The organism is Actinacidiphila sp. bgisy160, from assembly GCF_057707815.1.
The window spans coordinates 135,797-156,712 of record NZ_JBYIQW010000003.1; the positions used below are offsets into that span (position 1 = coordinate 135,797).

Genomic DNA, 20,916 nt, shown 5'->3' on the forward strand with positions numbered 1-20,916 from the left:
AATGCCCAGAGATGGGCGGGCGTTCGATCTTTTATGACGCGCTTAAGGGAGCCATCGGGGCCGGTTAATGGTTCAGACCTCTGGGGGGGCGTTCGGGCGCGGCGGTGAGTCGCCGCATGTCAAGCCCCGAAATTCCGGGAAGTGACGTGGCGCGCCGGGCCGGGGTCAATGGAGGCATGGGTTCACGCGGAACGCCTGACCCGGGGGAATCGTCCGGCGGGACCGTCCGGCCGGTTCCCGCACCGCAGCAGACAATCACCGAAGGAGAACTCCCATGACTCACACACTTCGCACCCGGCGCCTGCTGGTCCTCACCGCTTCCGCCGCCCTGGCCGCCGGCGGCGCGCTGATCCCCACCACCGCGTCCGCGGCCCCGGCGCCGGCGAAGGCCGAGACCGCGGTCACGCAGACCTCGCACCAACGGGCCGGCGCCGTGCACGGCTACGTCAATGACGACTACTGCTACGCCGGGGAGGACGCCTACTACGTCTATTACGACTACTGCGACGTCTACTGGGGGTGACCGGCGGCGTGGGATCCGGCCAGGGACGTCCGGCCGGGTCCCAGGGGCAGCGGAGCCATCGGGCCCGGTGGGTGGATCAGCCCTCCGTGGCCGCGGCGGAGCGCTTCAGCCGCCTGCGGCGCACCACCCGGTGGTTCCGCTTGCCGCCCGCGGCGAGTGGCCGCAGGGCGATCCACACCCGGATCTCGGCACCTCCGAGCACCGAGGAGCCGAGCCGTACGTCGCCCCCCGTCGATTCCGCGAGGCGCCGTACGATGTCCAGCCCGAGGCCCGTCGAGCCGTCTCCGCCCGCGCCCTGGCCGCGCCGTAGCGCGGCCGCCGGGTCCTTGATTCCCGGGCCTGCGTCGGAGACCAGCACGATCACCGCCTCCTGGCTGCTGTGGACGTCCACCGCGAAGGCCGTGCCCTCGGGGGTGTGCCGGAAGACGTTGCCGAGCATGGCGTCCAGGCAGGCCACCAGGTCGGTCCGCGCCACCGGCACCCGCACCGGGCGTTCGACGCCCGCGGTGCTCACCTCGCGGCCCTGGTCCTCGGCGAGCGCCGACCAGAAGGCCATCCGCTCCCGGATCACCTCGGCCGCGTCGCAGCCCACCGTGACCGGCTGGCTCTGCGCCTGCTGGGCCCGGGCGGTGCGGATGATCTGGTCAACCTCGCGTTCCAGCTGGGCCACCGCGTGCCGGGTCTGATCCCCGGCCGGACCGTCACCGAGCGAGGCGGCGTTGAGCCGCAGCACCGTCAGCGGGGTCCGCAGCCGGTGCGAGAGGTCGGCGGCCAGCTCCCGCTCGTTGGCGAGCAGTTGCACCACCTGGTCCGCCATGGCGTTGAACGCCGCCGCGGCGGAGCGCAGTTCGGCCGGGCCGTCCTCCGGGACGCGTACGGTCAGGTCGCCGCGCCCGAGGCCGTGCGCGGCGTCCGCCAGTCGCTTGGCGGGGCGCACCATGCGGGTGCCGAGCCGGTCCGCCACCGCCACCGCGCCGACGATCAGGCCCAGGCCGACCAGGGCCAGCACCGCCCAGGCGGTGGTGACCCCGCGGCTGACCTCGCCGTCCGGCACGAACACCTCGACCACCGCCACCGAGCCCGAACCGACCGCGGTCGGCTGCAGCAGGGCGTAACCCCCGGCCACCGGGACGGTGGCGGCCCGGCCCAGTTCCGACGCCCGGTCCAGGTCGGCGTCCGGCGCGTGCGGGTGGCCGATCTCCACCCCGGCGGTGCCCTCCGTCGCGGGCACCCGCACCGCGATCCGGCCGTCGGCGCCCGCCTGCGTCGAGGCCACCGCCCGCTCCAGCTGGGTGCGGTCGGTGGTGATCGCCAGCGCCGGCCCTATGGCCGCAGCCTGCCGCTCCGCGTTGCCGATCGCCCGGTCCCGGGCCATCTCCTTGACGGTGAGTGCCAGCGGCACCGCGAAGGCGACGACGACCATGGCCGTCACCGCGACGCAGACCTTGACCAGCGCCCACCTCACCGCGGTGGCTCCAGCTTCACTCCCACCCCGCGCAGCGTGTGCAGATAGCGCGGGCGGGCCGCCGTCTCGCCCAACTTGCGGCGCAGCCAAGACAGATGGACGTCGATGGTCTGGTCGTCACCGTACGACTGCTGCCACACCTCGGACAGCAGCTCACGCCGCGCCACCACCACGCCCGGCCGGGCCGCCAGGAAGGACAGCAGGTCGAACTCACGGCGGGTCAGGGCCAGCGGCGTCCCGTCCAGGGCGGCCTGGCGGCGCAGCACGTCGATCTGCAGCCCGCCCACCCGCAGCACCCGGTCCGCCTCGCGGGTGCGGGAGCGGCGCAGCACCGCCGCCATGCGCGCCGACAGGTGCTCGACCGAGAACGGCTTGACGAGGTAGTCGTCGGCGCCCGCGTTGAGCAGCCGCACGATCTCCGACTCGTCGTCCCGCGCCGTCGCGATGATCACCGGCACGTCCGTGATGCCGCGCAGCATCTTCAGCGCCTCGGCCCCGTCCAGGTCCGGCAGGCCGAGGTCCAGGATCACCACGTCGAATCCGACCTGCGCCACCTCCCGCAGTGCCTCCAGGGCCGTGCCCACGCTCCGTACGGCGTGCGCGGCCTCGGTGAGGTGGCGGATGAGGGCGGAGCGCACGAACTGGTCGTCCTCGACCACGAGCACACTTGCCATGGCCCGCAACCTAGCCCATCTGGGGGATACCGGGTGGGCGCGAGCACGTCAGACCGGGAAGCGCAACCCCCGGCTCCGTTTCGGGGGTGCGTCCGGCACTATGGGCGGATGCGAAGAGCACTGGCGCACGCCGGAGCGTGGACGCTCGCCACGAGCGCCGCCGTCGCGCTGTCGTGGTTCGGCGTCCACCACGTGCTGGCGGGCACGGCCTACGACCCGCCCCGGGCCCTGCCCATCTCCGAGCCCGTCTCCGACAAGGTCGCCGCCCCCACGCAGTCCGCGAGTCCCGCGGCCGGCCACCGCGCCGAGGCGCGGGGCTCCGCGCCGGCGCGGAACGCCAAGGCGTCGCCGCGCGCCCCGTCCACGGCACCGGCCCGCCCGCCGGGTTCGCCCACTCCCGCCACGTCCTCGTCCGCCGACACCGGCAACGTGCACAGCTACACGGTCGAGGGCGGCCGGGTCGTGCTCGACCTGGGTGAGCGCTCCGCGACGCTGGTCTCCGCGACGCCCGACTCCGGCTGGGAGATGAAGGTCTGGAAGCAGCCCGAGTGGATCCGGATCGACTTCGTCTCGGCCACCACGACCTCTTCCTTGTTCTGCACCTGGAACGGGCATCCGCCCACCGTCGACACGTACATCGCGCAGAACTCCGGGGGCTAGTCGGGCAGCCGGGCCTAGCGGAACACCGACTCCGGGGGAGCGGGCGAGGCCGCCGCCGTGGTGTCCGTGACCGGAGCCGCGCCGCCCGCGAAGGCGTCCAGCTCCCTGCCGTGCTCGACCCGGCCCGGATGCGGGTCCGAGGCCACGCGCCGGGTGAACTCCGCCACGGGCAGTTCGCTGTCCGCGGCCACCAGGATGACGTTGCCGAAGCGGCGTCCCCGCAGCACCGCGGGGTCCGCGGCCAGGCACGCGTGCGGGAAGCACGCCCGAAGCGTCGCGATCTGCGCCCGCAGGAACTCCAGCCGCCCGCCGTCCGCGACGTTGGCGGCGTACAGTCCGCCGGGCGCCAGCGCCCGCCGCACCTGCGCGAGGAAATCCGTACTGGTCAGATGGGCGGGCGTACGGGCCCCGCCGAAGACGTCCGTGATGACCAGGTCCGCCCAGCCCTCCGGCACCTTGGCCAGGCCCTCGCGGGCGTCGCCGCCGCGCACCTTGATGCGCCAGGTCCGGTCCCAGGGCAGTTCCCGCCGCACCAGCTCCACCAGCGCGGTGTCCAGCTCCACCACCTGCTGCGTCGAGCGCGGCCGGGTCGCGGCGGTGTAGCGGGCCAGGGTCAGCGCCCCGCCGCCGAGGTGCAGCACGTGCAGCGGGCGGCCGGGCGGGGCCGCCAGGTCGACGACGTGGCCGAGCCTGCGCTGGTAGGAGAAGTCCAGGTACCCCGGGTCGTCCAGGTCGACGTGCGACTGCGGTGCCCCGTCGATCAGCAGTGACCAGCCCCGCGGCCGGTCCCGGTCCGGCACGAGCTCGGCGAGGCCTCCGCCGACCCGCTCGCGTATGCCGTCCGGTGCCTTCGTCGTCCTCGTCCTGCGCGCTGCCATGCCACCCAGTATGGGCGGCGGCCGAGGCGCGGACTCAGAGCCGGTCGGCCAGCTCGATCATCCGGGCAGCCTCGCCCAGCGCGTCACGCAGCACCGCCGGGTCCGTCACGGCGCTGTCATCGTGCGGCGGCACCAGCCAGCCGGTGCCGGCCACCGGGGGCTCGCGCAGTTCGCCGGGGACGGTGAGGCCGCCGCCCGCGGTCTGCGTGCAGGCGCTGCCCGGCATGTCCCAGCCGTCGGCCGTGCCCCGCGGCACCAGGAAGCCGAGGCTGTCGCCCGAGCTGTCGTGCAGCACGGGTCCGAGACCGGTCCGCATGCGCAGGATGTCCACGGCCTCCAGCCCCTGCCGGGCCGGGACGGTGACCAGATCCCATGGCTCGTCCAACAAGGCGAATCCTCCTTGGGGTCGGACGGTGGGGGTTGCAGGATGTCCAACGCGCGCGGACGTCAACAGCTACGCCCCCGCGACGCCGCCAGGGGTGGCGTTTCATGGCGAATGGAGGGTGAGATATCCCTTTTGTAGCCAAACCACCGGTACTCGGGCCCTCACAGCGAGTACGGTCGTCGCGCCGCCACCCGGCACCGCACCGACCGTCCAACGGGAGCCCGGCGATGCACTCGTCACCTTCCACCCCCAACACAGCCTTCCGGCGCCTGCGCGGAGACCGGTCCCCCGGTGAGTTCGCCGCCGCCGTGCGCCGCGCGGGGCGGGACATCGGCGAACAGGTCAGCTGCGACGCCCGCTACATCGGCCGCGTGGAGTCGGGGGAGATCCGCTGCCCCAACTACGCCTACGAGCGGGTCTTCCGGCACATGTTCCCCGGCCGCGACCTGGCGGACATGGGCTTCGAGCCGCGCGAACTGGTCCGCGGCCGGCGCGTCGCGGCGGCCCCGGCCCCCCGGCCGACCCCGTACGAGACCGAGACCGAGACCGACGAGGAGAGCGACGTGCTGCGTCGCGCGTTCATGACCGGCGGCCCGGCCGCCATCGCCACGACCCTGGTGCTGGGGCCCGCCGCCGCGGCGGAGACGGTGCGGAAGGTCGGCAGACCCCAGGCCCGCGCCGTCCGCGCGGCCGTTCGCGAGATCCGCCTGCACGACGACCGGCACGGCGCCGGCGCGCTCTACCGGCAGGCCGGCCACTCCCTGGGGGCCGCCTACCGCCTCCTCGACGAGGGCACCTACAGCCAGGCCGTCGCCGGGGACCTGATGGGCGGCGCCGGCGAACTCGCCATCTCCGTGGGATGGCTGGCCCACGACTCCGGGCGCCTGGCCGACGCCCGCTCCTTCTACGGCGAGGCCCTCGCCACCGCCCGCATGGCCGGCGACCGCGCCCTGGAGGCGCACGCCTTCTGCAACGCCTCCTTCCTCGCCCGTGACGCCGGCCGGCCCCGCGAGGCCGTCCGCGCCGCCCAGGCCGCCCAGCAGGCCGCCCGCCACCTCGGCTCGCCCCGCCTGCTCTCGCTGCTCGCCCTGCGCGAGGCGGGCGGCTGGGCCGGCCTCGGCGACCGCGCCGGCTGCGAGCGCGCCCTCGCCCGCGCCCAGACCCTGTTCGGCCGCGGCCCCTGCGCCGCGGACCCGGAGTGGATGACCTTCTACGGCGAGGCCGAACTCGCCGGGCTGGAGGCCCAGTCCTGGTCCGCCCTCGGCGACCACCACCGCGCGGTCGAGCACGCCCGGCGGGCGGTCGGCCTGCAGGCGCCGCACTTCACGCGCAACGCCGCGCTGTACACCGCGGAACTCGCGGGCAACCTCGCCTCCGCCCGTCGCGTCGACGAGGCCACCGACGCCGGCATCCGCGTCCTCGACCTGCTGGGCCGCGTCCAGTCCCCGCGCGTGCGGGGCATGCTCTCCTCCGCCGCCCAGACTCTCCGGCCGTACTCCCGGCGCCCGGACGTGGCCGAATTCCTGCGCCGGCAGGCGGAGTCATGGCCCGCGTGAACCGGCGTGGTCCGGCGTCGACGGGGCCGCGTCAGGCGTAGAGGTCCTCCGCGTCCCGCAGAGTGCTCCCGGAAAGGCGGCGGGCGAAGGCCTCGTAGACGTCGTGGCCCAGGAAGTACGGCCCGCTCCAGTGCCGGTAGAACACCCGGCCCAGGTCGTCCGCCAGCACGATCCCGAGCTCCGACGTCTCGTACCCGACGGGGAGGACCGGTCGGCGCAGGCCGCCGGCCGGCTCGGCGAAATCCTCGGCGTCGCCCTCGTAGCCGACGTCGGGCCGGACGACGAGGGCGATCTCGGGGGCTTCCCGCGTACGGTTCGCCCACCGCTACGTCCACAGCCGGTCGAAGTGGAGCCGGAGGCCGTACGTCCCGCCGGGGCCGGTGACGGTGAGGGCGCCGTCGGGCGTGAGGGCGATGCCGTCGGCCCGGTGCAGCAGCGGAAGAGGGTGGACGCGGGCGCCGAGCAGGTCCCAGACGCCGGCCCGGCCGTCGGCCCAGGCGGCGACGGCGACCGGGCCGTGGGCGGGGGTGTCGGCGGCGGTCAGCGCGGTGATGACGGAGTCTCGCCGCTCCACGGGCTCCGGCATCGGTTCGTCCGAGGTCGCCCACAGGCGCAGGGTGCCGTCCAGCCCGCCGCTGAGGCAGAACGACAGGTCGTGCCGGGCCGAGTGGACGTGGGCGACCGCGGAGACGGGGGCCTGGTGCAGGGGGCGGCTGAGGGGTTCGGGGTCATACGCGGGGGAGCGCCAGACGTGGACGCGGCCCGCGGCGTCACCGACGACCAGGAGACCGGAGGCGGGCACCGAGGCCAGGGCCGAGGGGCCGTCCGGGTTGTGGCGGTGGGCGGCCTCGCCGAAGGCGACCGTGCCGGGCGGGACGGCGTGCAGAAGCCGGTCGCGGTCGAGGAGCAGCAGGCCGTCGCCGAGGGCCGCCAGCGCGAGGGGCCGTAGCTCGGTCGGGGAGGGCACCCTGCGCAGGTCCGCGCCCGTGGCCGGGTCGAGGGCGTGCAACCGGCCGAGGGGATCGGCCGCCAGCAACTCCCCTTCGACCGTGCCGGGGCCGAGCGCGGTGAAGGACTCGCCGGGGCGGAACCACTCGGCGGTCCAGGTGTGCCGCTCGGCGATGGGACGCAGCAGCGCGGCCATCTGCGGCGCGGCGGCGAGCGCGGCGGCCTGCAGGACGGCGGCGCGCTCGGGGTCGCTCATGCCGGGCGTCGTCAGCACGGGCGCCGCGCGGCGCCACACGGGGGCCAGCGCCGCGGGGGCCGCCGTCGCGGTGTCCGGGTCCGAGAGGGCCGCCGTCAGGGCGGTCGCGGAGCCGTGGACGAGGAAGCCCGCGTCGCGCAGCAACCGGTCCGCCGTACCGGCGCCGACGGCGTGGCCGAGCACGTGCTCCCGAGCGTAGGAGCTGGTCGGGGCGCGGGACTTGAGGACGTCGACGATGCGTTCGTCCAGGCCCGCGACGACGGGCCCGCCGGGCGGCGCCTCGTACCCGGCTCCCTCGGGCAGGCGCTCCACGGCGGCGGCGACGGCCGCCCGTGCCGCCGGGTCGCCGGTCAGGTGCGCGTGCAGCAACTCCCACACGTCGGCGGGGACCGGGCCGCGCAGAGCGGCCAGCGTGTGCAGCGCGGGACGGGCCGGCTCGGGCAGCCGCGCCCACCACAGGGCCGGTACGTCGCCCTCGGCGGGAGGCCCGGGGACGGTCGCGGCGAGGCGGGCCGTCGCCGGGTGCGGGAACACCTGGTCCGCGGTGAAGGCGGCGCCGGCGGGGACCAGCCCGGCGTACCAGGCGGCGAACGCCGCGCGGTCGGTCAGCGCGGGGTCGTCCAGGTCGACCACGAACGCGCCGTCCGGAACGCTTTCGGCGTCCCGGGCCTCGAGCAGCATGCGCACGTGCGGGAAGGCCAGCAGGGGCTCCACCAGGGCCTCCCGGCAGCCCGGCCGGGCATGGTGCAGGTCGGCGAAGCCGAGGGTCAGCGGACGCGGATCGGCATGGATGTGACCCAGCAGGTCCTCCGGGGAGAGCGGCCCGTATCCCAGCTGCCGCCCCAGTTCCCAGGACACGGCGTCCGCGGTCAGTCCGCGGGCCGGGGTCAGCCCGTGCACCATGGTGCCGGGGTCGCGCTGCGCGCCGGCCACGAACCACGCCAGCAGATGGCTCTTGCCGGACCCGGGGGAACCGGTCACCGCCAGCGGTGCCATGGCGCCCGACGTCGCCCACTCCAGGACCCGCCGCGCGGCGGGCCCTCGGCCGGCCCCGAGAGCGGGCCGGTCCGCCGTCCCCAGTTCCCCCGTCATGTCCCTCAGCCCTCCTGTGCCGCCGCCTCGCGCAGCTTGCGGATGCCGGTGGCCCGGGACTCGGCCGTCTCCCCGTAGGGGAAGTTGTGCGTCAGCCCGGCCTCCGGGAAGAGACGCGCGAGCGTCATCGAGCAGTAGTGCCCCGGCATGAAGCACGACTCCAGTTCGGTGTGGATGCGCCTGACCTGCTCCGGTTCCACCCCGGCCGCCCGCAGGTTCGCCCACAGCCGCTCCTCGGGGTGCACGCAGATCCCGCCCGAGGAGGTCAGGATCTTCGCCTCCCCGTCGGCGTCCACGACCTCGAACGCCGCGAACCACTCCGCGCTCGCGGTGTCCCGGATGTCGTCCAGCACCTGCGGCCACCAGTCCTCGCGGTCCGCGAACGCCGTCCCGTCCAGTTCCCGCAGCCGCGTCTCCAGTGTCGCGAACGCCTGCGACGCCGCCTCGGGCCGGTCGGTGCCCGCGATCGCCGTGAGGGCCTCGTCCAGCGCCACCAGGCCCCGGGTGAACGCCTCCAGCGTGCCGTTCACATGCCGCTCGGGCTCGTCGTAGCCCACGAGGACTCCGCGCACGGCGCCGTCCGGGGCGAGGCAGATCTCGTACCCCCGGTCGGTGCCCAGGCGCAGGTACTCCCGCGCGCGCTCGGGCACCTCCTCTTCCTGCGCGTCCGCGAAGGCGACCAGGGTCTCCGGTTCCTCGGGCGACGTGGCGAAGTACGGCCCCACCTGCAGCGGGACGACCACCCCCGGAGCACTCGCGAAACGGCGGACGCCGCCCTCGCCGAACCGCGCCACCACGCTTGCCGTCACCTCTGGGCGGCCGTCCATTGCCTGTCGTCTCCTTCTTCTGGTCCTCCGGCGCCGCCTCAGCCGGCCACGCCGTCGAAACCCTTCGAGGCATCCTGGAGGAACAGGGACCACGGGCTGTTCTCGTTTTCGAACGCCATGGGCTCCAGTGGACGCAGCTCTGCGAGGAGCCGGTCCGCCGCCCCCCGCGGGTCCCAACGCGCCGCGCGCACAGCGGCGTCCGGGAACTGCGGGTCGTAGGCCGGGCGTTCGCGTTCGGCGGCGCAGAGGAAGTACGCGAGCGAATGCAGGTCCTCGTGGAGGGGGAACATCTCCGGCTCCGCCTCGGGCAGTGCCCAGACCCGCCCGGACGCCCCGTCCAGGACCACGTGGTCGTAGTGCAGCTGGGCCAGGTACAGGAAGCCCGCGGCGCCCGGAGGGGCGTCGTCACCCAGGTGCCAGTCGTGGATGGTCGTCATGTGCGTCGGGAAGTCCGGGTCCAGCACGAACAGGCCGCTCTCCTGGAGGGGCAGGCCGATGCTCCGCAGGAACGCGCGGGAGGGCCCGTGGGCGATGAGGGACATCGCCGGGTCGTCCAGGGTGACCAGCTCACCTGGAGGGAAGACGGACTCCAGCATGGCGCGTGTCACCGTCGGCGGCATGATCCCCTCTCCTGCACATCATGGGTGTGGGCGGTCGTTCGCGGGCTGCCGATCCTACCGGCGGCCCGCCCTGAGGTCGTCGAGGTACCCCTTCATGATCGCGTTGCCCCTGTCCTGGGATGCGGCGTCCCCGTACTCCACGCTGTGGCTGACATCGACGTGCGGCATGTACCCCTCCAGCCAGTAGGCGCAGGTGGGCGACTTGTCGTAACAAGGTTCCCGCTCCGTGTACATGTGCGTGACGTGTCCGTCCATCCCCCTGTCCAGGAACGGTGTCGCCAGGCGCTTCTCCGAGTGGTAGGGGCGATCGCTGTAGGCGACCAGTACGAACTCATGGTCGTTCGCGTCGTCACGGTAGTGGGCGGCGGCGAAGTTGTTGCTGGTGAAGGTCTCGTCCTTCGTGCCCTGCTTGTCGTACGTCCCGTAGTGGCCCTTCGCGTGGCGTGCCCTGCGGGTGGCGTCCGCCAGGGGGGTGGACGACAGCGGGACCTCGGTGGACTCCTTCTTCTTGGCGGGCTTGCCGCCGGGCAGCTGGCGCACGGTCCGCTTGCCGGGCTGCGGGATGCTCGTCCGGTCCGTGGTGTTGCCGTCACGGTCCTCCAGGAGCCGTGTGATACCGGACTTCTTGTCCTCGTCGGTCAGATCCACGAGCCGGCCCTGGTCGTCCAGGCGCCTTATCTGTCCGTCCGACTCCAGCACGTAGACCGGCTTGCCCCTGCCCGTCTTCTGCAGCTGCTGCAGCTCGGTCGCGATGCTGTCATCGTTGTCGCGGTGGTTCTGGTGCATCTGCTTGAGGCCCTTGCGCATGTCGCCGCGCACATGGCCCACGGCCTTCTCGGCCGCCTCGCCGATGCCGTCCACGATCTTCGTGGCGATCGGCATGATGTGCTCGGCGATCTCGCCGCGGCCGCTGGTGCGGCCCTTGGCGTTGCGTGCCCGGCCTATGTGCCCCTTCGACTTGCCGTGCAGGGAGCCGGTGATGCCGTCGAGCTGGGTGTCGATCCGGTCGAAGCTGTCCCCGTCGCTCTGGAAGTGAGTGCCGCCACCACCCCCACCCCCACCCCCACCGCCACCGCCACCCCCGCCGCCTCCGGCGCTGGCGAGGGTGAAGCTGTCGGCCTGCTTCTTGGCCCCGTCGACGCCCTCGCCGAAGCCCTCCTTGCCGGCGTCGGCGGTCCGGCCCAGGTCGACGCCCTTCTGCAGGCCCAGGGCGTTGGAACCGACCTGGATGATCAGGTCGGCGGCCATCGACTCCAGGGCGGCGTAGATCGGGGCGGTGGCGATGGACATCAACTGGTCGACGACCTGGTTGATGACCTCGCGGAAGATCTTCTTCACGATCATCCGGGTCGCCTGGGTCGCGGCGGCCCCGGCGAAGCTCGACAGGCCCAGCGTGAAGGGGGCGGAGGCGATGGTCGAGGCTATCTCCACCGCCAGGATGCCCAGTTGGATGATCGCGGCACCTTTGGCGACCTCGATTGCGATTGCCACCCCGTCCAGCGCGACGGCGCCCATCCGCGCGGCCTCGGCGAGATTGGCCAGATGTGTGCCCTTGACCTTGCCCCAGTGGGCCTCGAAGGCGTCCATGGCGGCGCCCGCGTTCGCGCCCAGCAACTCCTGCACGGCGGTGTGGGCGTCCATCGCGCCGCCGTCGACGTCGTCCGCGAAGTCCCGCAGCGACGTGGCCATCTCGCGGTAGTCGTCCTCGTCGACGTTCGGCCAGGCAACGCCGATCAGGTCGAGCACGTACGCCAGCTCGTCGGGCAGCACGACGCCCACCGTGGACACCCCCGTGTCTTTTCTTGACTGCAGCAGCAGAGATTTTGACGCTACGTGAGAGGCATCAGTTCCTCAACTACCGGGGTTATGACGGACTGTGTATCGGACGCGCCACCTAAGCACGCTGTCGTCGCGCACGGTGATCCGGGCTCACGGCGCGGTGGTACGGCCACGGCCGCCCCCTACCGCTTCGGCCGCACCACGACGCCCGCTCGGTGGTAGGCGCCGTAGGACATGGCGTCGCTCCCGTCGAGCAGGATCACGTGCGCGCCGCCGCGGGACCAGCGGATGTGCCGAGTGGCGTCGATGTCCTTGTACGGCCAGGGGCCCGCGGGTTCCGGCTCCCCGAGGCGGTCGCGCAGCAGCGCCGCCACACGCCGGTACTCGGCGTCGTAGTCCTCCGCCGTCGCATCGCGCCGCACGTCGGGGCGGCTGTGCCAGGGCCCGAACTCGTTGTCCCACTCGGCCGGGTCGTCGGGGTCGGCGAAGTACGCGAAGGGGTGCAGGACGTAGCTCCCCTCACCGCACCCGGCGTGGGCGCACACGGCGTCGGGGGAGCCGTCGTCCATGCAGCCGGGAGGTTCGCCGAGTTCCAGCCACCAGTCGTCGACGCCCTCCTCGCGCCCCGGGAGGAACTGGACCTCCCACCAGCCGATGACGGGTCCTTCCTCCTCGTCCTCCGGGACCTCCCAGCCGTTGGCCACGAACGCGTCCTCGACCGCCCGGCGGCTCCACGGCAGTCCGGCCAGCGCGACCATCCGGTCGGCGAAGTCGCCGTCGGCCTGGAACAGTTGCATCGCCATGGGCCGTGACCCTAGCGGTCCCGCCTAGGCTGCCCTCATGTCAGCACCGGAAATGCCGCGGATCCGCGCCTTCGTGGCGGCCTTCGCCCGCCGCCAGGCGGCGCGCACCGTCGGCCTCCCCGGCGGCTTCGCCGCCCTCGACGACGCCTACGCGTACTCGCACGGCAACAACCACGTGGTCGTGGACGGTGCCGTGGATCCCGGGGCGCTGCCCGCCCTCGCCGACGAGGCGCTGGGCCACCTGAAGCACCGCGCGATCACCGTCCTGGACGACGCGACGGGCACCGCCTGCGCCGGGACCCTGGTCCGCGCGGGCTACACGGATTCCGTCGAGCTCGTCATGCTGCACACCGGCCCGGTCCCGGACGGCGGCCCCGCGGAGGAAGTGGACCTCGACGCCTTCCGGGAACCCCTCGCACGGCGTTGGCGCGGCTTCCTCCCGGAGGCCGACGACGAGGCGGTCCGGCAACTCGTGGACCGCCGCGAGGCCCGGCGCCGCGGCGCGGACGTCGTCCGCTTCATCGGCGCGCGGACCCCGGAGGGCGACGTCGCCTCCTGGGCGGATCTCTACATGGACCCCGCCTCCGGCATCGCCCAGATCGAGGACCTCGTCACCTCCGAGGCCCACCTCGGGAACGGCTACGCCGACGCCGTCCTGTCCACGGCGTTGCGCCAGGCCGCCGACGCCGGGTGCGCCACCCGTTTCCTCGTCGCCGACGCGGACGACTGGCCCCACCGCTGGTACGCGCGCCGTGGGTTCACCGTGATCGGCCGCTTCCACAGCTTCGCGCGCGACTGACGGTGCCGTTCCGTAGTCTTGTCGGCACGGAGAGTGTGGGGGTGGATGTGGATGACCGACGAGGTGACCCAGCCGCCGATGGCGTGGCGGTACTGCGGCAACCAGGTCAAGCTGTGGCGTGAGCAGGCGGGCGTCACCCGCGAGCAGTTGGCCCGCGAGGCGGCGTACGGTTACGAGACGGTGAAGTCCATGGAGCAGGGCCGCCGCCGGCCCAGCTCCCGTTTTCTGCAGATCGCGGATCAACTGTGCGGTGCCCAGGGGAAGCTCGCCGCGGCGGAGGCGTACCTCAAGCCGGAGAAGTTCCCGGCGAGGTCGCAGAACTTCTTCCGTTACGAGGCGGAGGCGGTCAGCCTCTGGTCGTACGAACCGCTGCTGATTCCCGGGTTGCTCCAGATCGAGGCCACCGTGCGCGCGCTGCTCGGCGCGCACCGGCCGCCACTGGACGACGCGGTCCTGGAGGAACGGGTCCTGGCGCGGCTGGAACGCCAGGCACTGTTGCGGCGCAGTCCGCCCGTCGAGTTCAGTTTCGTGGTGTACGAGGCGGCCCTGCGCTGTCCCGTGGGCGGCTCGGCAACGACGAAGCGGCAGCTTCTGCACCTGCTGGAGGTGGCCGAGCTGCGCAACGTCTCCCTGCAGGTGCTGCCCTTCGCTGCCGGTGCTCACCCCGGACTCAACGGGCCCATCGTGCTGCTGGAGACCCGGGAGCACGAACGGCTCGCCCTCACGGAGGGGCAGTCACTCAGCCTGCTGACCGCGGACCCGGAACAAGTGGGTGCGCTGACACAACGGCATGGCATGATCCGGACGGAGGCCCTCGGAGCCGACGAGTCGGCGCGATTCATCAAGCGGATGGCGGGTGAGGTATGAGCGGCGAACCGTCCTGGCGCAAGTCGACGTACAGCGACACCGAAGGCAGCAACTGCGTCGAGGTCGCCACCACCCCCCACGGCGTGCGCGTCAGGGACAGCAAGGACCCGGACGGCCCCTCCCTCTCCTTCACCCCCGCCGCCTGGACGGAGTTCCTGCGCGACGTGGGACGGGACGCGGCGCCCCCCTCCGAATAGTGCGCCGCGTCCCGCCGGTCCGTCACGACGCGGCGTCGGTCTCCGCCGTGTCGGGGAGCGCGCCCGTGCGGGCGACGCCCGCGTACCAGTGGGCGCTGGACTTCGGGATGCGCTCCTGCGTCTCGTAGTCGACCCACACCGCGCCGAAGCGCTTGCCGTACCCGTACGCCCACTCGAAGTTGTCCATCAGGGACCACAGGAAGTAGCCGCGCACGTCAACGCCGGCGCGCATGGCGCGGTGGACCGCCTCCAGGTGGACGCGCAGGTACTCCACCCGCTCGGGGTCGTGCACCGCGCCGTCGGGGCCCACGGAGTCCTCGTAGGCCGCGCCGTTCTCCGTGATGAGCAGCGGCAGGTCGGGGAACTCGCGGTTCAACCGGGTCAGCAGGTCGTACAGGCCCGTGGGGTCGACGGACCAGCCCATCGCCGTCCGCTCGCCCGGGGGCTGGTGGAACGCGACGTCGTCCGCGCCCGGCCAGGGGGAGAACTCGCTGGCGCCGTGGCTGTCGCTGCGCGGCCCGTCGACGGAGTCGCCGGACGACACGAGCGTGGGCGTGTAGTAGTTGATGCCCAGCACGTCCAGCGGGTGGCGCTTGATCGTGGCGAGGTCGCCGTCCTGGACGAAGGACCAGTCGGTCAGGCGGCGGGTGTCCTGGAGCAGGTCCTGCGGGTACGCGCCCTTGAACAGGGGGCCGGTGAAGACCCGGTTGCCGACGGCGTCGATGCGGCGCGCGGCGTCCACGTCGGCGGGGGAGCTGGTGAGCGCGCGGACCTGGTGCAGGTTGAGCGCGATGCCCAGCTGGGCGCGGGCCGGGAGGACCGAGCGCAGCGCCTCGGCGGCGCGGCCGTGGCCGAGGTTGAGGTGGTGGGCGGCGCGCAGGGCGGCGACCGGGTCGGTGCGGCCGGGGGCGTGCACGCCGGAGCCGTAGCCGAGGAAGGCGCTGCACCAGGGCTCGTTGAGGGTGGTCCACAGCTGGACGCGGTCGCCGAGGGCCCCGGCGACGATCCGCGCGTACTCGCCGAAGCGCTCCGCGGTGTCGCGGGCGGGCCAGCCGCCGGCGTCCTCGAGCTCCTGCGGCAGGTCCCAGTGATAGAGGGTGACGGCCGGCTGGATGCCGTGCTCCAGCAGCTCGTCGGTGAGCGCGCGGTAGAAGTCCAGGCCGCGCTCCACCGCCGGCCCGCGGCCGGTGGGCTGGACGCGGGACCAGGAGACGGAGAACCGGTAGGCGCTCAGGCCGAGGTCGGCCATGAGCCGGACGTCGTCACGGAAGCGGTGGTAGTGGTCGGCCGCGACGTCGCCGGTGTGCCCCTCGAAGACCTTGCCGGGGGTGTGGCTGAAGATGTCCCAGATCGACGGGGTGCGCCCGTCCTCGGCAGCGGCGCCCTCGATCTGGTACGCGGCGGTGGCCGCACCCCACAGGAAGCCGGGCGGGAACCGGTGGCCGCTCACCGCGGCGGTGCGGCTCGGTGCGGGACGCATGTCGGAAGCTGTCATACGGGAGCGCTCCCATCGGGACGAGTGAACAGGATAAGGAGAGGGGAAGGGGCGCGGCCGCGGCCGGGGGAGGGCTCAGCCCTTGACCGCGCCCTGCATGATGCCGCCGACGATCTGCTTGCCGAAGATCACGAAGACCAGCAGCAGCGGGAGCGTGCCGAGCAGCGCGCCGGCCATGATCACGGACTCGTCGGGGATGTAGCCGCGGCCGAGGCTGGTGAGCGCGACCTGTACGGTCGGGTTCTCCTGGGTCAGCGCGATGATCGGCCAGAAGAAGTCGTTCCAGGCCATGACGAAGGTCAGCATGCCCAGGACCGCCATCGCGGGGCGGGCGGCCGGGAAGACCACGTGCCAGACGATCCGCAGGCTGCTGGCGCCGTCGACGCGGGCGGCCTCGATGAGTTCGGTGGGCAGGGCCTGGGAGAGGTACTGCCGCATGAAGAAGACGCCGAAGGCGCTGACGAAGGTCGGCAGGACGACCGCCTGGAGGTGGTTCGTCCAGTCCAGGTCCGCGATCCACAGGAAGAGCGGCACCACGCTGAGCTGGGGCGGCACCATCATGGTGCCGATGGTCAGCATGAGCAGGAAGGTCTTCAGCTTGAAGTGCAGTTTCGCGAAGGCGAAGCCCGCGATCGTCGAGAACAGCACCGTGCCGACGGTGATGCTGCCCGCCACGACGACCGTGTTCAGCAGCGCCGTGCCGAGGTTGGCGTCCGTCCATGCCGTCCGCATGTTGCTGAAGAGGTTCGCGCCGAACCAGAACGGCGGCGGGGTCTGCGCCAGCCGCGTGTTCGTCCGGGAGGCGGCTATCGCGGTCCACACCAGGGGGAAGAGCGATATCGCCGTGAAGACGATCAGTACGACGTAGGTGACCGGGCCGGCGTGCATCTGCCGTCCGGCCTTGGGCGCCCCGGGGGTGTGGCGCTTCGCCTTGCGGGGTGCGTCAGCCGTGCGGGCCGGGGCCCGCTCCGGCGGGTTGGTCGAGATGGTGGCCATCGCCGTCACCCCTCCTGGCTCTTGTGCAGCCGGCGGGCGACCAGCCCGTTGACGGCGGCGATCAGCAGCAGGAGCAGGAACATCGCCCAGGCGATGGCCGAGGCCCGCCCGAGGTGGTAGTTCGTCCAGCCCTGCTCGTACAGGTACAGGCCCAGCGTCTGGAACTGGTGGGAGGAGCCGCCCTTCTCGCCGCCGGGGCCGCCGAAGAGGAACGGCTCGCCGAACAGCTGGGTGGCGCCGATCGTCGAGACCACGATCGTGAAGAGGATCGTGGGCCGCAGCATCGGGATGGTCACGTGCAGGAACTGCTGCCGGCGCGAGGCGCCGTCCAGCGCGGCGGACTCGTACAGATCGTGTGGCACGGACTGCATCGCGGCCAGGTAGATCAAGGTGTTGTAACCGGTCCAGCGCCAGATCACGATCGAGGAGACGGCGATCTGCGAGGACCAGGTGCCCGCCCGCCAGTCGATGTGGTGGCTGAACCCGAGGTGCTCCAGCGTCCAGTTGATCATGCCGTAGTCGGTGCCGAACATCAGCGTGAAGACCAGCGTCGCGGCGGCGACCGAGGTGGCGTACGGGGTGAGCATCGCGACCCGGAAGAAGGTCGAGCCGCGCAGCCTGTAGTTGAGCAGGTGGGCCAGGCCCAGCGCGATCAGCAGCTGCGGGACGGTGGAGATCACACCGATGGTGAACGTGTTCTTCAGGGCGTTCCAGAAGAACTCGTCCTCCAGCAGACGGGTGTAGTTGTGGAAGCCGACGAACTCGCGCGCGTCGAGGTTGGTCAGCTCCACCCGGTAGAAGGAGGACCAGCCCGTGTAGATCAGCGGGAAGAGGCCGAAGGCGGCGAAGAACAGGAAGAAGGGCGAGACGAAGGCGTACGGCATCGCCTTGACGTCCCACCGGTAGCGGCGGCTGCGCCGGCGGGCGCGTCGCTCGTCACGTGCGTCGCGCGGCCGGCCGGAGCCGTCGCGCGGGGCCGCGCCCCCCTTGGAGGGGGGCGCGGTCACCGCGGCCATGCCGGAGATCTCCGAAGCCATGCGGATCTCACTGGTCCAGCGCGTTGTCGATTTCCTTCTCGGCAGCCGCCCAGCCGGCAGCAGGCGACTTGCCCTGCTGCTCGACCTGCAGGATGCCGACGTCGGTGATGGCCGTGTAGATCTGCTGGTCCTTCGGACCGATCACCAGGGTCGGGATGCTCTTGGCCGCGTCGGCGAAGATCTGGCCGATCGGCGCGTTGTTGAAGTAGGCGTGCTTGGCGTCCCTGACGTCGGGCAGGTCGTAGGCGCCCGGGGCGCTCGGGAAGCTCGCCTGCTTGGCGAAGACCTTGGCCTGCTGCTCCGGTGCGGTCAGCCACGCGGCCAGCTTGACGGCCTCTTCCCTGTTCTTGCCGGCCGAGGGCACACCCACGAAGGAGCCGCCCCAGTTGGCGGGCTTGGGCGCCGCGGCGACGTCCCACTTGCCCTTCCCGGCGTCGCCGGCCTTCTCCTGGATGTAGCCGAGCATCCACGACGGGCAGGGGAGCGACGCGAAGCGGCTGTTGGCGAAGCCCTGGTCCCAGGCCTTGTCGAAGAGCTTCAGCTTGGCGGTCATCTTGCCGGTGGTGGCCTCCATGGCCAGGTCCCAGGCCTCCTTCACGGAGGGGCTCGTCTTGTAGATGACCTTGCCGCTGCTGTCGTAGTAGCGCTCGGAGGCGGAATTGCTGATCGCCTGGTACAGGCCCGCGGCCGAGTCCAGGAAGGTCGTGCCCTTGGGCGCGTTCTTCGTGTAGGTCTGGCCCGCGTCCAGGTACTTGCTCCAGTCACCGGCCCACAGCTTGCCGACCTCTTCGCGGTCGGTGGGCAGACCCGCCTGCTTGAACAGGTCGGTGCGGTAGCAGATCGCCATCGGGCCGATGTCGGTGCCGAGGCCGACGGTCTTGCCGTCGGAGGTGGTGGCCTGCGCCCACTTCCAGTCGAGGTAGTCCGATTTCTCGACGCCGGCGGCCTTGGAGAGGTCCTCGAACTTCGCCGCCTGGGTGGACACGATCTCGTTGATGTTGCCGACCTCGATGGCCTGGATGTCGCTCAGGCCGCTGCCCGCGGCGAGGTGGGTGAGAAGCTGCGGGTAGTAGGCGTCGTTCCGCTCGATCACGTTCTCCTTGATTGTGATGTTCGGATGTGCCTTCTCGTACTCCTCGTACAGGCCGGCCTGCTTGTAGCCGAAGACACCGAAGGTGCCGACCGTGAGGGTGATCTTGCCCTTGGCGTCACCCTCCGAGCCACCGGCCTTGGCCGGCTCGTCGCTGTCCTTGGAGCAGCCGGCGAGCAGGCTGACTCCCAGCGCGGTCACCGTGGTTATCGCGACGGCCGCGGTACGGCCTCGCGGCCGGGACGACTTCCTTGTCGTGCGCATTCGGATCCTCCGAGTACGTGCGGGAAGTGTACGTTTTCGCTAGGGTGGGAGCGCTCCCATATGTGATGTGTTGAAGAGTCTCCGTTCCCCGATGAGGTGTCAAGGGAGTGGACGCTCTAAGTTGGCGCGGTTACCACCTCGTGATTGGGAGGCCGACATGGTGTTGGGTGGACGGCGCAGCGGCAGACCGACGCTTGAAGAGGTCGCCGCGCGCGCCGGAGTGGGCCGGGGCACGGTCTCCCGGGTGATCAATGGATCACCCCGGGTGAGCGACCGCGCCAAGGCCGCGGTGGAGGCTGCCATCGCCGAACTCGGCTACGTCCCCAACCGCGCGGCGCGCGCCCTGGCGGGCAACCGGACGGACGCGATCGCCCTGGTCATCCCCGAGGCGGAGGCCAGGCTCTTCGCCGAGCCGTACTTCTCCCACATCATCCGCGGCGTGGGCGCCGAACTCGCCGACACCGACATGCAGTTGCTGCTCACGCTGCTGCGGACGCCCAAGGAGCGGCAGCGTTTCGCGCAATACCTGGGCGCCCACCGCGTCGACGGTGTCCTGCTGGTCTCGGTCCACGAGGACGACCCGCTGCCCGACCTGCTGGAGCAGCTGGAGATGCCGACCGTGCTGAGCGGCCGCCGCTCCGACCTGGAGTCGGTGTCGTACGTCGACTCCGACAACGTCGGCGGCGCCCGCTCGGCCGTGGCCCACCTGCTCGGACTCGGACGCAAGGCCGTGGCGACCATCACCGGGCCCCTGGACATGTACGTCGCCCGCTGTCGCCTCGACGGCTACCGCCAGGCGGTCGATGCCGCCGGGCTGGTGTACGACCACGCGCTCGTCGCGGCCGGCGACTTCACCGAGGAGGGCGGCCGCGCGGCGATGCGGGCGCTGCTGGAGCGCCGGCCCGACGTCGACGCGGTCTTCGCGGCCTCGGACGTCATGGCCAGCGGCGCACTGCAGGTGCTGCGCGAGCGGGGCCGGCGCGTACCCGACGACGTGGCGCTGATCGGTTTCGACGACTCCGCCATCGCCCGCCACACCGACCCGCCGCTGACCAGCGTGCGGCAGCCGATGGAGGAGATGGGCCGCACCATGGCGCGGGTGCTGCTGGAGGAGATCGCGGCGAGCACCGCCACCCGCCGGCACGTCGTGCTGTCGACCGAGCTCGTCCGCCGCGAGTCCGCGTGAGCACCGTCCGGTACCGGAGGGCGGACGCGCGGAGCCGGATCCGCACGCCCGCCCGGCCTGGTGGCGCGCGTCCCCGCCGAGGGGCCGGGGCGCCGGTCAGGGGCGTGGGCGCGCTCGCGGCGGTCCTGGCCGACCGTAGCGCCACGTGAGGTGTGCGCGCGGCCGGAGGAGTCGGCGCGGACTTCGGGAGTGAGCCCCGCCACGTGAGGAGGCTCACGGTGTGACTTGGGCCCACGGGGGCGGCATCCGCGGTTCCTTGTCACACCCCTCTCCTAAAATCAGGGCATGCCACCGACCGTTCTGGACCGTCGATCCGTCGAAGCCGCCAATGAGGCCATACGGCGGTACGTCGCGGGCCGGCGCACCTGGTCGCGCGCCGAACTGGCCGAGCTGGACCGCCTCCGCGGGATCTGGCAGGCCGCCCGCCAGGGCCAGGGCGACGTCCCGGGCCGCCGCCTTCCGGGCGAGGGGTGATCCCGCCCCGGCAATGCCGACAGAGGATGTCGGGTATGCCGGGGA

The 20,916-nt window shown here is 72.5% G+C and carries 21 protein-coding genes and 1 pseudogene; 8 read left to right on the forward strand and 14 right to left on the reverse strand.

Features of this window, described 5'->3' with window-relative positions; all coding sequences use genetic code 11:
- Positions 1 to 274 precede the first annotated feature (274 nt).
- Complete coding sequence (locus AC3EUJ_RS05105) at positions 275 to 523, forward strand: hypothetical protein (RefSeq protein ID WP_431959719.1); 249 nt, start codon at positions 275 to 277, stop codon at positions 521 to 523.
- 76 nt (positions 524 to 599) lie between these two features.
- Here AC3EUJ_RS05105 and AC3EUJ_RS05110 read toward each other — a convergent pair whose 3' ends face one another.
- Positions 600 to 1,988 (reverse strand): sensor histidine kinase, encoded by a 1,389-nt coding sequence (locus AC3EUJ_RS05110; RefSeq protein ID WP_431959720.1) that lies wholly within the window; start codon positions 1,986 to 1,988, stop codon positions 600 to 602.
- The gene (locus tag AC3EUJ_RS05115; protein WP_431959722.1) at positions 1,985 to 2,662 is read right to left on the reverse strand and encodes a response regulator transcription factor; all 678 of its coding nucleotides are present in this window, start codon (positions 2,660 to 2,662) and stop codon (positions 1,985 to 1,987) included. Before AC3EUJ_RS05115 ends, AC3EUJ_RS05110 begins: the two co-directional genes overlap by 4 nt.
- A gap of 108 nt (positions 2,663 to 2,770) precedes the next feature.
- Here AC3EUJ_RS05115 and AC3EUJ_RS05120 point away from each other — a divergent pair, with 108 nt between their 5' ends.
- Complete coding sequence (locus AC3EUJ_RS05120; RefSeq protein WP_431959723.1) at positions 2,771 to 3,322, forward strand: hypothetical protein; 552 nt, start codon at positions 2,771 to 2,773, stop codon at positions 3,320 to 3,322.
- Positions 3,323 to 3,336: 14 nt separating this feature from the next.
- Here the strand turns inward: AC3EUJ_RS05120 and AC3EUJ_RS05125 are convergent, their stop codons facing one another.
- Together AC3EUJ_RS05125 and AC3EUJ_RS05130 are read right to left on the reverse strand one after the other, a co-directional pair.
- The gene (locus tag AC3EUJ_RS05125; protein WP_431959724.1) at positions 3,337 to 4,200 is read right to left on the reverse strand and encodes a spermidine synthase; all 864 of its coding nucleotides are present in this window, start codon (positions 4,198 to 4,200) and stop codon (positions 3,337 to 3,339) included.
- A 34-nt stretch (positions 4,201 to 4,234) separates the two neighbouring features.
- Positions 4,235 to 4,654 carry a hypothetical protein gene (locus AC3EUJ_RS05130; protein WP_431959832.1) on the reverse strand — a complete coding sequence of 140 codons (420 nt, stop codon included), beginning with the start codon at positions 4,652 to 4,654 and terminating at the stop codon, positions 4,235 to 4,237.
- Positions 4,655 to 4,812: 158 nt separating this feature from the next.
- Between AC3EUJ_RS05130 and AC3EUJ_RS05135 the strand changes: the two genes are divergently transcribed.
- Positions 4,813 to 6,141 (forward strand): NsdA family TPR-like regulatory protein, encoded by a 1,329-nt coding sequence (locus AC3EUJ_RS05135; protein ID WP_431959725.1) that lies wholly within the window; start codon positions 4,813 to 4,815, stop codon positions 6,139 to 6,141.
- A 31-nt stretch (positions 6,142 to 6,172) separates the two neighbouring features.
- On the opposite strand, the pseudogene AC3EUJ_RS05140 reads toward AC3EUJ_RS05135, so the two are convergent.
- The 6 genes and pseudogenes from AC3EUJ_RS05140 to AC3EUJ_RS05165 all read right to left on the reverse strand — a co-directional run.
- A pseudogene (locus tag AC3EUJ_RS05140) lies at positions 6,173 to 6,436 on the reverse strand (SUKH-3 domain-containing protein); the annotation flags it as partial.
- A 30-nt stretch (positions 6,437 to 6,466) separates the two neighbouring features.
- On the reverse strand, positions 6,467 to 8,437 hold the full coding sequence (locus AC3EUJ_RS05145; RefSeq protein WP_431959726.1) for a hypothetical protein: 1,971 nt from the start codon (positions 8,435 to 8,437) through the stop codon (positions 6,467 to 6,469).
- A gap of 5 nt (positions 8,438 to 8,442) precedes the next feature.
- Positions 8,443 to 9,264, reverse strand: coding sequence for a nucleic acid/nucleotide deaminase domain-containing protein (locus AC3EUJ_RS05150; protein ID WP_431959727.1), 822 nt, complete (start codon positions 9,262 to 9,264; stop codon positions 8,443 to 8,445).
- A 38-nt stretch (positions 9,265 to 9,302) separates the two neighbouring features.
- Positions 9,303 to 9,884, reverse strand: coding sequence for an SUKH-4 family immunity protein (locus AC3EUJ_RS05155; protein WP_431959728.1), 582 nt, complete (start codon positions 9,882 to 9,884; stop codon positions 9,303 to 9,305).
- 54 nt (positions 9,885 to 9,938) lie between these two features.
- Entirely contained in the window at positions 9,939 to 11,672 is a 1,734-nt protein-coding gene (locus AC3EUJ_RS05160; protein ID WP_431959729.1) for a WXG100-like domain-containing protein, read from the reverse strand.
- Between the two features lie 173 nt (positions 11,673 to 11,845).
- Positions 11,846 to 12,466, reverse strand: coding sequence for a hypothetical protein (locus AC3EUJ_RS05165; protein ID WP_431959730.1), 621 nt, complete (start codon positions 12,464 to 12,466; stop codon positions 11,846 to 11,848).
- 37 nt (positions 12,467 to 12,503) lie between these two features.
- Between AC3EUJ_RS05165 and AC3EUJ_RS05170 the strand changes: the two genes are divergently transcribed.
- Genes AC3EUJ_RS05170 through AC3EUJ_RS05180 form a run of 3 tightly spaced genes read left to right on the forward strand, consistent with a single transcriptional unit; the run spans position 12,504 to position 14,329 of the window.
- The gene (locus AC3EUJ_RS05170) at positions 12,504 to 13,265 is read left to right on the forward strand and encodes a GNAT family N-acetyltransferase (protein ID WP_431959731.1); all 762 of its coding nucleotides are present in this window, start codon (positions 12,504 to 12,506) and stop codon (positions 13,263 to 13,265) included.
- Positions 13,266 to 13,316: 51 nt separating this feature from the next.
- On the forward strand, positions 13,317 to 14,132 hold the full coding sequence (locus AC3EUJ_RS05175; protein WP_431959732.1) for a helix-turn-helix domain-containing protein: 816 nt from the start codon (positions 13,317 to 13,319) through the stop codon (positions 14,130 to 14,132).
- On the forward strand, positions 14,129 to 14,329 hold the full coding sequence (locus AC3EUJ_RS05180; protein ID WP_431959733.1) for a DUF397 domain-containing protein: 201 nt from the start codon (positions 14,129 to 14,131) through the stop codon (positions 14,327 to 14,329). Before AC3EUJ_RS05175 ends, AC3EUJ_RS05180 begins: the two co-directional genes overlap by 4 nt.
- Before the next feature lie 22 nt (positions 14,330 to 14,351).
- Here the strand turns inward: AC3EUJ_RS05180 and AC3EUJ_RS05185 are convergent, their stop codons facing one another.
- The 4 genes from AC3EUJ_RS05185 to AC3EUJ_RS05200 form a co-directional block, all read right to left on the reverse strand.
- On the reverse strand, positions 14,352 to 15,824 hold the full coding sequence (locus AC3EUJ_RS05185; RefSeq protein WP_431959734.1) for a GH1 family beta-glucosidase: 1,473 nt from the start codon (positions 15,822 to 15,824) through the stop codon (positions 14,352 to 14,354).
- A 75-nt stretch (positions 15,825 to 15,899) separates the two neighbouring features.
- Positions 15,900 to 16,820 carry a carbohydrate ABC transporter permease gene (locus AC3EUJ_RS05190; RefSeq protein ID WP_431959736.1) on the reverse strand — a complete coding sequence of 307 codons (921 nt, stop codon included), beginning with the start codon at positions 16,818 to 16,820 and terminating at the stop codon, positions 15,900 to 15,902.
- A 5-nt stretch (positions 16,821 to 16,825) separates the two neighbouring features.
- Entirely contained in the window at positions 16,826 to 17,857 is a 1,032-nt protein-coding gene (locus AC3EUJ_RS05195; RefSeq protein ID WP_431959737.1) for a carbohydrate ABC transporter permease, read from the reverse strand.
- Between the two features lie 7 nt (positions 17,858 to 17,864).
- A complete protein-coding gene (locus AC3EUJ_RS05200; RefSeq protein WP_431959738.1) occupies positions 17,865 to 19,211 on the reverse strand; it encodes an ABC transporter substrate-binding protein in 1,347 nt (448 codons plus the stop codon).
- A 157-nt stretch (positions 19,212 to 19,368) separates the two neighbouring features.
- On the opposite strand from AC3EUJ_RS05200, the gene AC3EUJ_RS05205 reads away from it, so the two are divergent.
- Both AC3EUJ_RS05205 and AC3EUJ_RS05210 read left to right on the forward strand, forming a co-directional pair.
- Entirely contained in the window at positions 19,369 to 20,397 is a 1,029-nt protein-coding gene (locus AC3EUJ_RS05205; protein ID WP_431959739.1) for a LacI family DNA-binding transcriptional regulator, read from the forward strand.
- Between the two features lie 285 nt (positions 20,398 to 20,682).
- Complete coding sequence (locus tag AC3EUJ_RS05210) at positions 20,683 to 20,871, forward strand: hypothetical protein (protein ID WP_431959740.1); 189 nt, start codon at positions 20,683 to 20,685, stop codon at positions 20,869 to 20,871.
- Positions 20,872 to 20,916 lie beyond the last annotated feature (45 nt).

What these genes read in the sequence shown, in the direction of transcription:
- AC3EUJ_RS05185 (WP_431959734.1), bottom strand. Translation starts at nt 15,824, where the DNA reads ATGACAGCTTCCGACATGCGTCCCGCACCGAGCCGCACCGCCGCGGTG.
- AC3EUJ_RS05150 (WP_431959727.1), bottom strand. Translation starts at nt 9,264, where the DNA reads ATGGACGGCCGCCCAGAGGTGACGGCAAGCGTGGTGGCGCGGTTCGGC.
- AC3EUJ_RS05205 (WP_431959739.1), top strand. Translation starts at nt 19,369, where the DNA reads ATGGTGTTGGGTGGACGGCGCAGCGGCAGACCGACGCTTGAAGAGGTC.
- AC3EUJ_RS05200 (WP_431959738.1), bottom strand. Translation starts at nt 19,211, where the DNA reads ATGCGCACGACAAGGAAGTCGTCCCGGCCGCGAGGCCGTACCGCGGCC.
- AC3EUJ_RS05175 (WP_431959732.1), top strand. Translation starts at nt 13,317, where the DNA reads ATGACCGACGAGGTGACCCAGCCGCCGATGGCGTGGCGGTACTGCGGC.
- AC3EUJ_RS05145 (WP_431959726.1), bottom strand. Translation starts at nt 8,437, where the DNA reads ATGACGGGGGAACTGGGGACGGCGGACCGGCCCGCTCTCGGGGCCGGC.
- AC3EUJ_RS05190 (WP_431959736.1), bottom strand. Translation starts at nt 16,820, where the DNA reads ATGGCCACCATCTCGACCAACCCGCCGGAGCGGGCCCCGGCCCGCACG.
- AC3EUJ_RS05115 (WP_431959722.1), bottom strand. Translation starts at nt 2,662, where the DNA reads ATGGCAAGTGTGCTCGTGGTCGAGGACGACCAGTTCGTGCGCTCCGCC.
- AC3EUJ_RS05180 (WP_431959733.1), top strand. Translation starts at nt 14,129, where the DNA reads ATGAGCGGCGAACCGTCCTGGCGCAAGTCGACGTACAGCGACACCGAA.
- AC3EUJ_RS05210 (WP_431959740.1), top strand. Translation starts at nt 20,683, where the DNA reads ATGCCACCGACCGTTCTGGACCGTCGATCCGTCGAAGCCGCCAATGAG.
- AC3EUJ_RS05155 (WP_431959728.1), bottom strand. Translation starts at nt 9,884, where the DNA reads ATGCCGCCGACGGTGACACGCGCCATGCTGGAGTCCGTCTTCCCTCCA.
- AC3EUJ_RS05120 (WP_431959723.1), top strand. Translation starts at nt 2,771, where the DNA reads ATGCGAAGAGCACTGGCGCACGCCGGAGCGTGGACGCTCGCCACGAGC.
- AC3EUJ_RS05105 (WP_431959719.1), top strand. Translation starts at nt 275, where the DNA reads ATGACTCACACACTTCGCACCCGGCGCCTGCTGGTCCTCACCGCTTCC.
- AC3EUJ_RS05125 (WP_431959724.1), bottom strand. Translation starts at nt 4,200, where the DNA reads ATGGCAGCGCGCAGGACGAGGACGACGAAGGCACCGGACGGCATACGC.
- AC3EUJ_RS05170 (WP_431959731.1), top strand. Translation starts at nt 12,504, where the DNA reads ATGTCAGCACCGGAAATGCCGCGGATCCGCGCCTTCGTGGCGGCCTTC.
- AC3EUJ_RS05135 (WP_431959725.1), top strand. Translation starts at nt 4,813, where the DNA reads ATGCACTCGTCACCTTCCACCCCCAACACAGCCTTCCGGCGCCTGCGC.
- AC3EUJ_RS05165 (WP_431959730.1), bottom strand. Translation starts at nt 12,466, where the DNA reads ATGGCGATGCAACTGTTCCAGGCCGACGGCGACTTCGCCGACCGGATG.
- AC3EUJ_RS05195 (WP_431959737.1), bottom strand. Translation starts at nt 17,857, where the DNA reads ATGGCTTCGGAGATCTCCGGCATGGCCGCGGTGACCGCGCCCCCCTCC.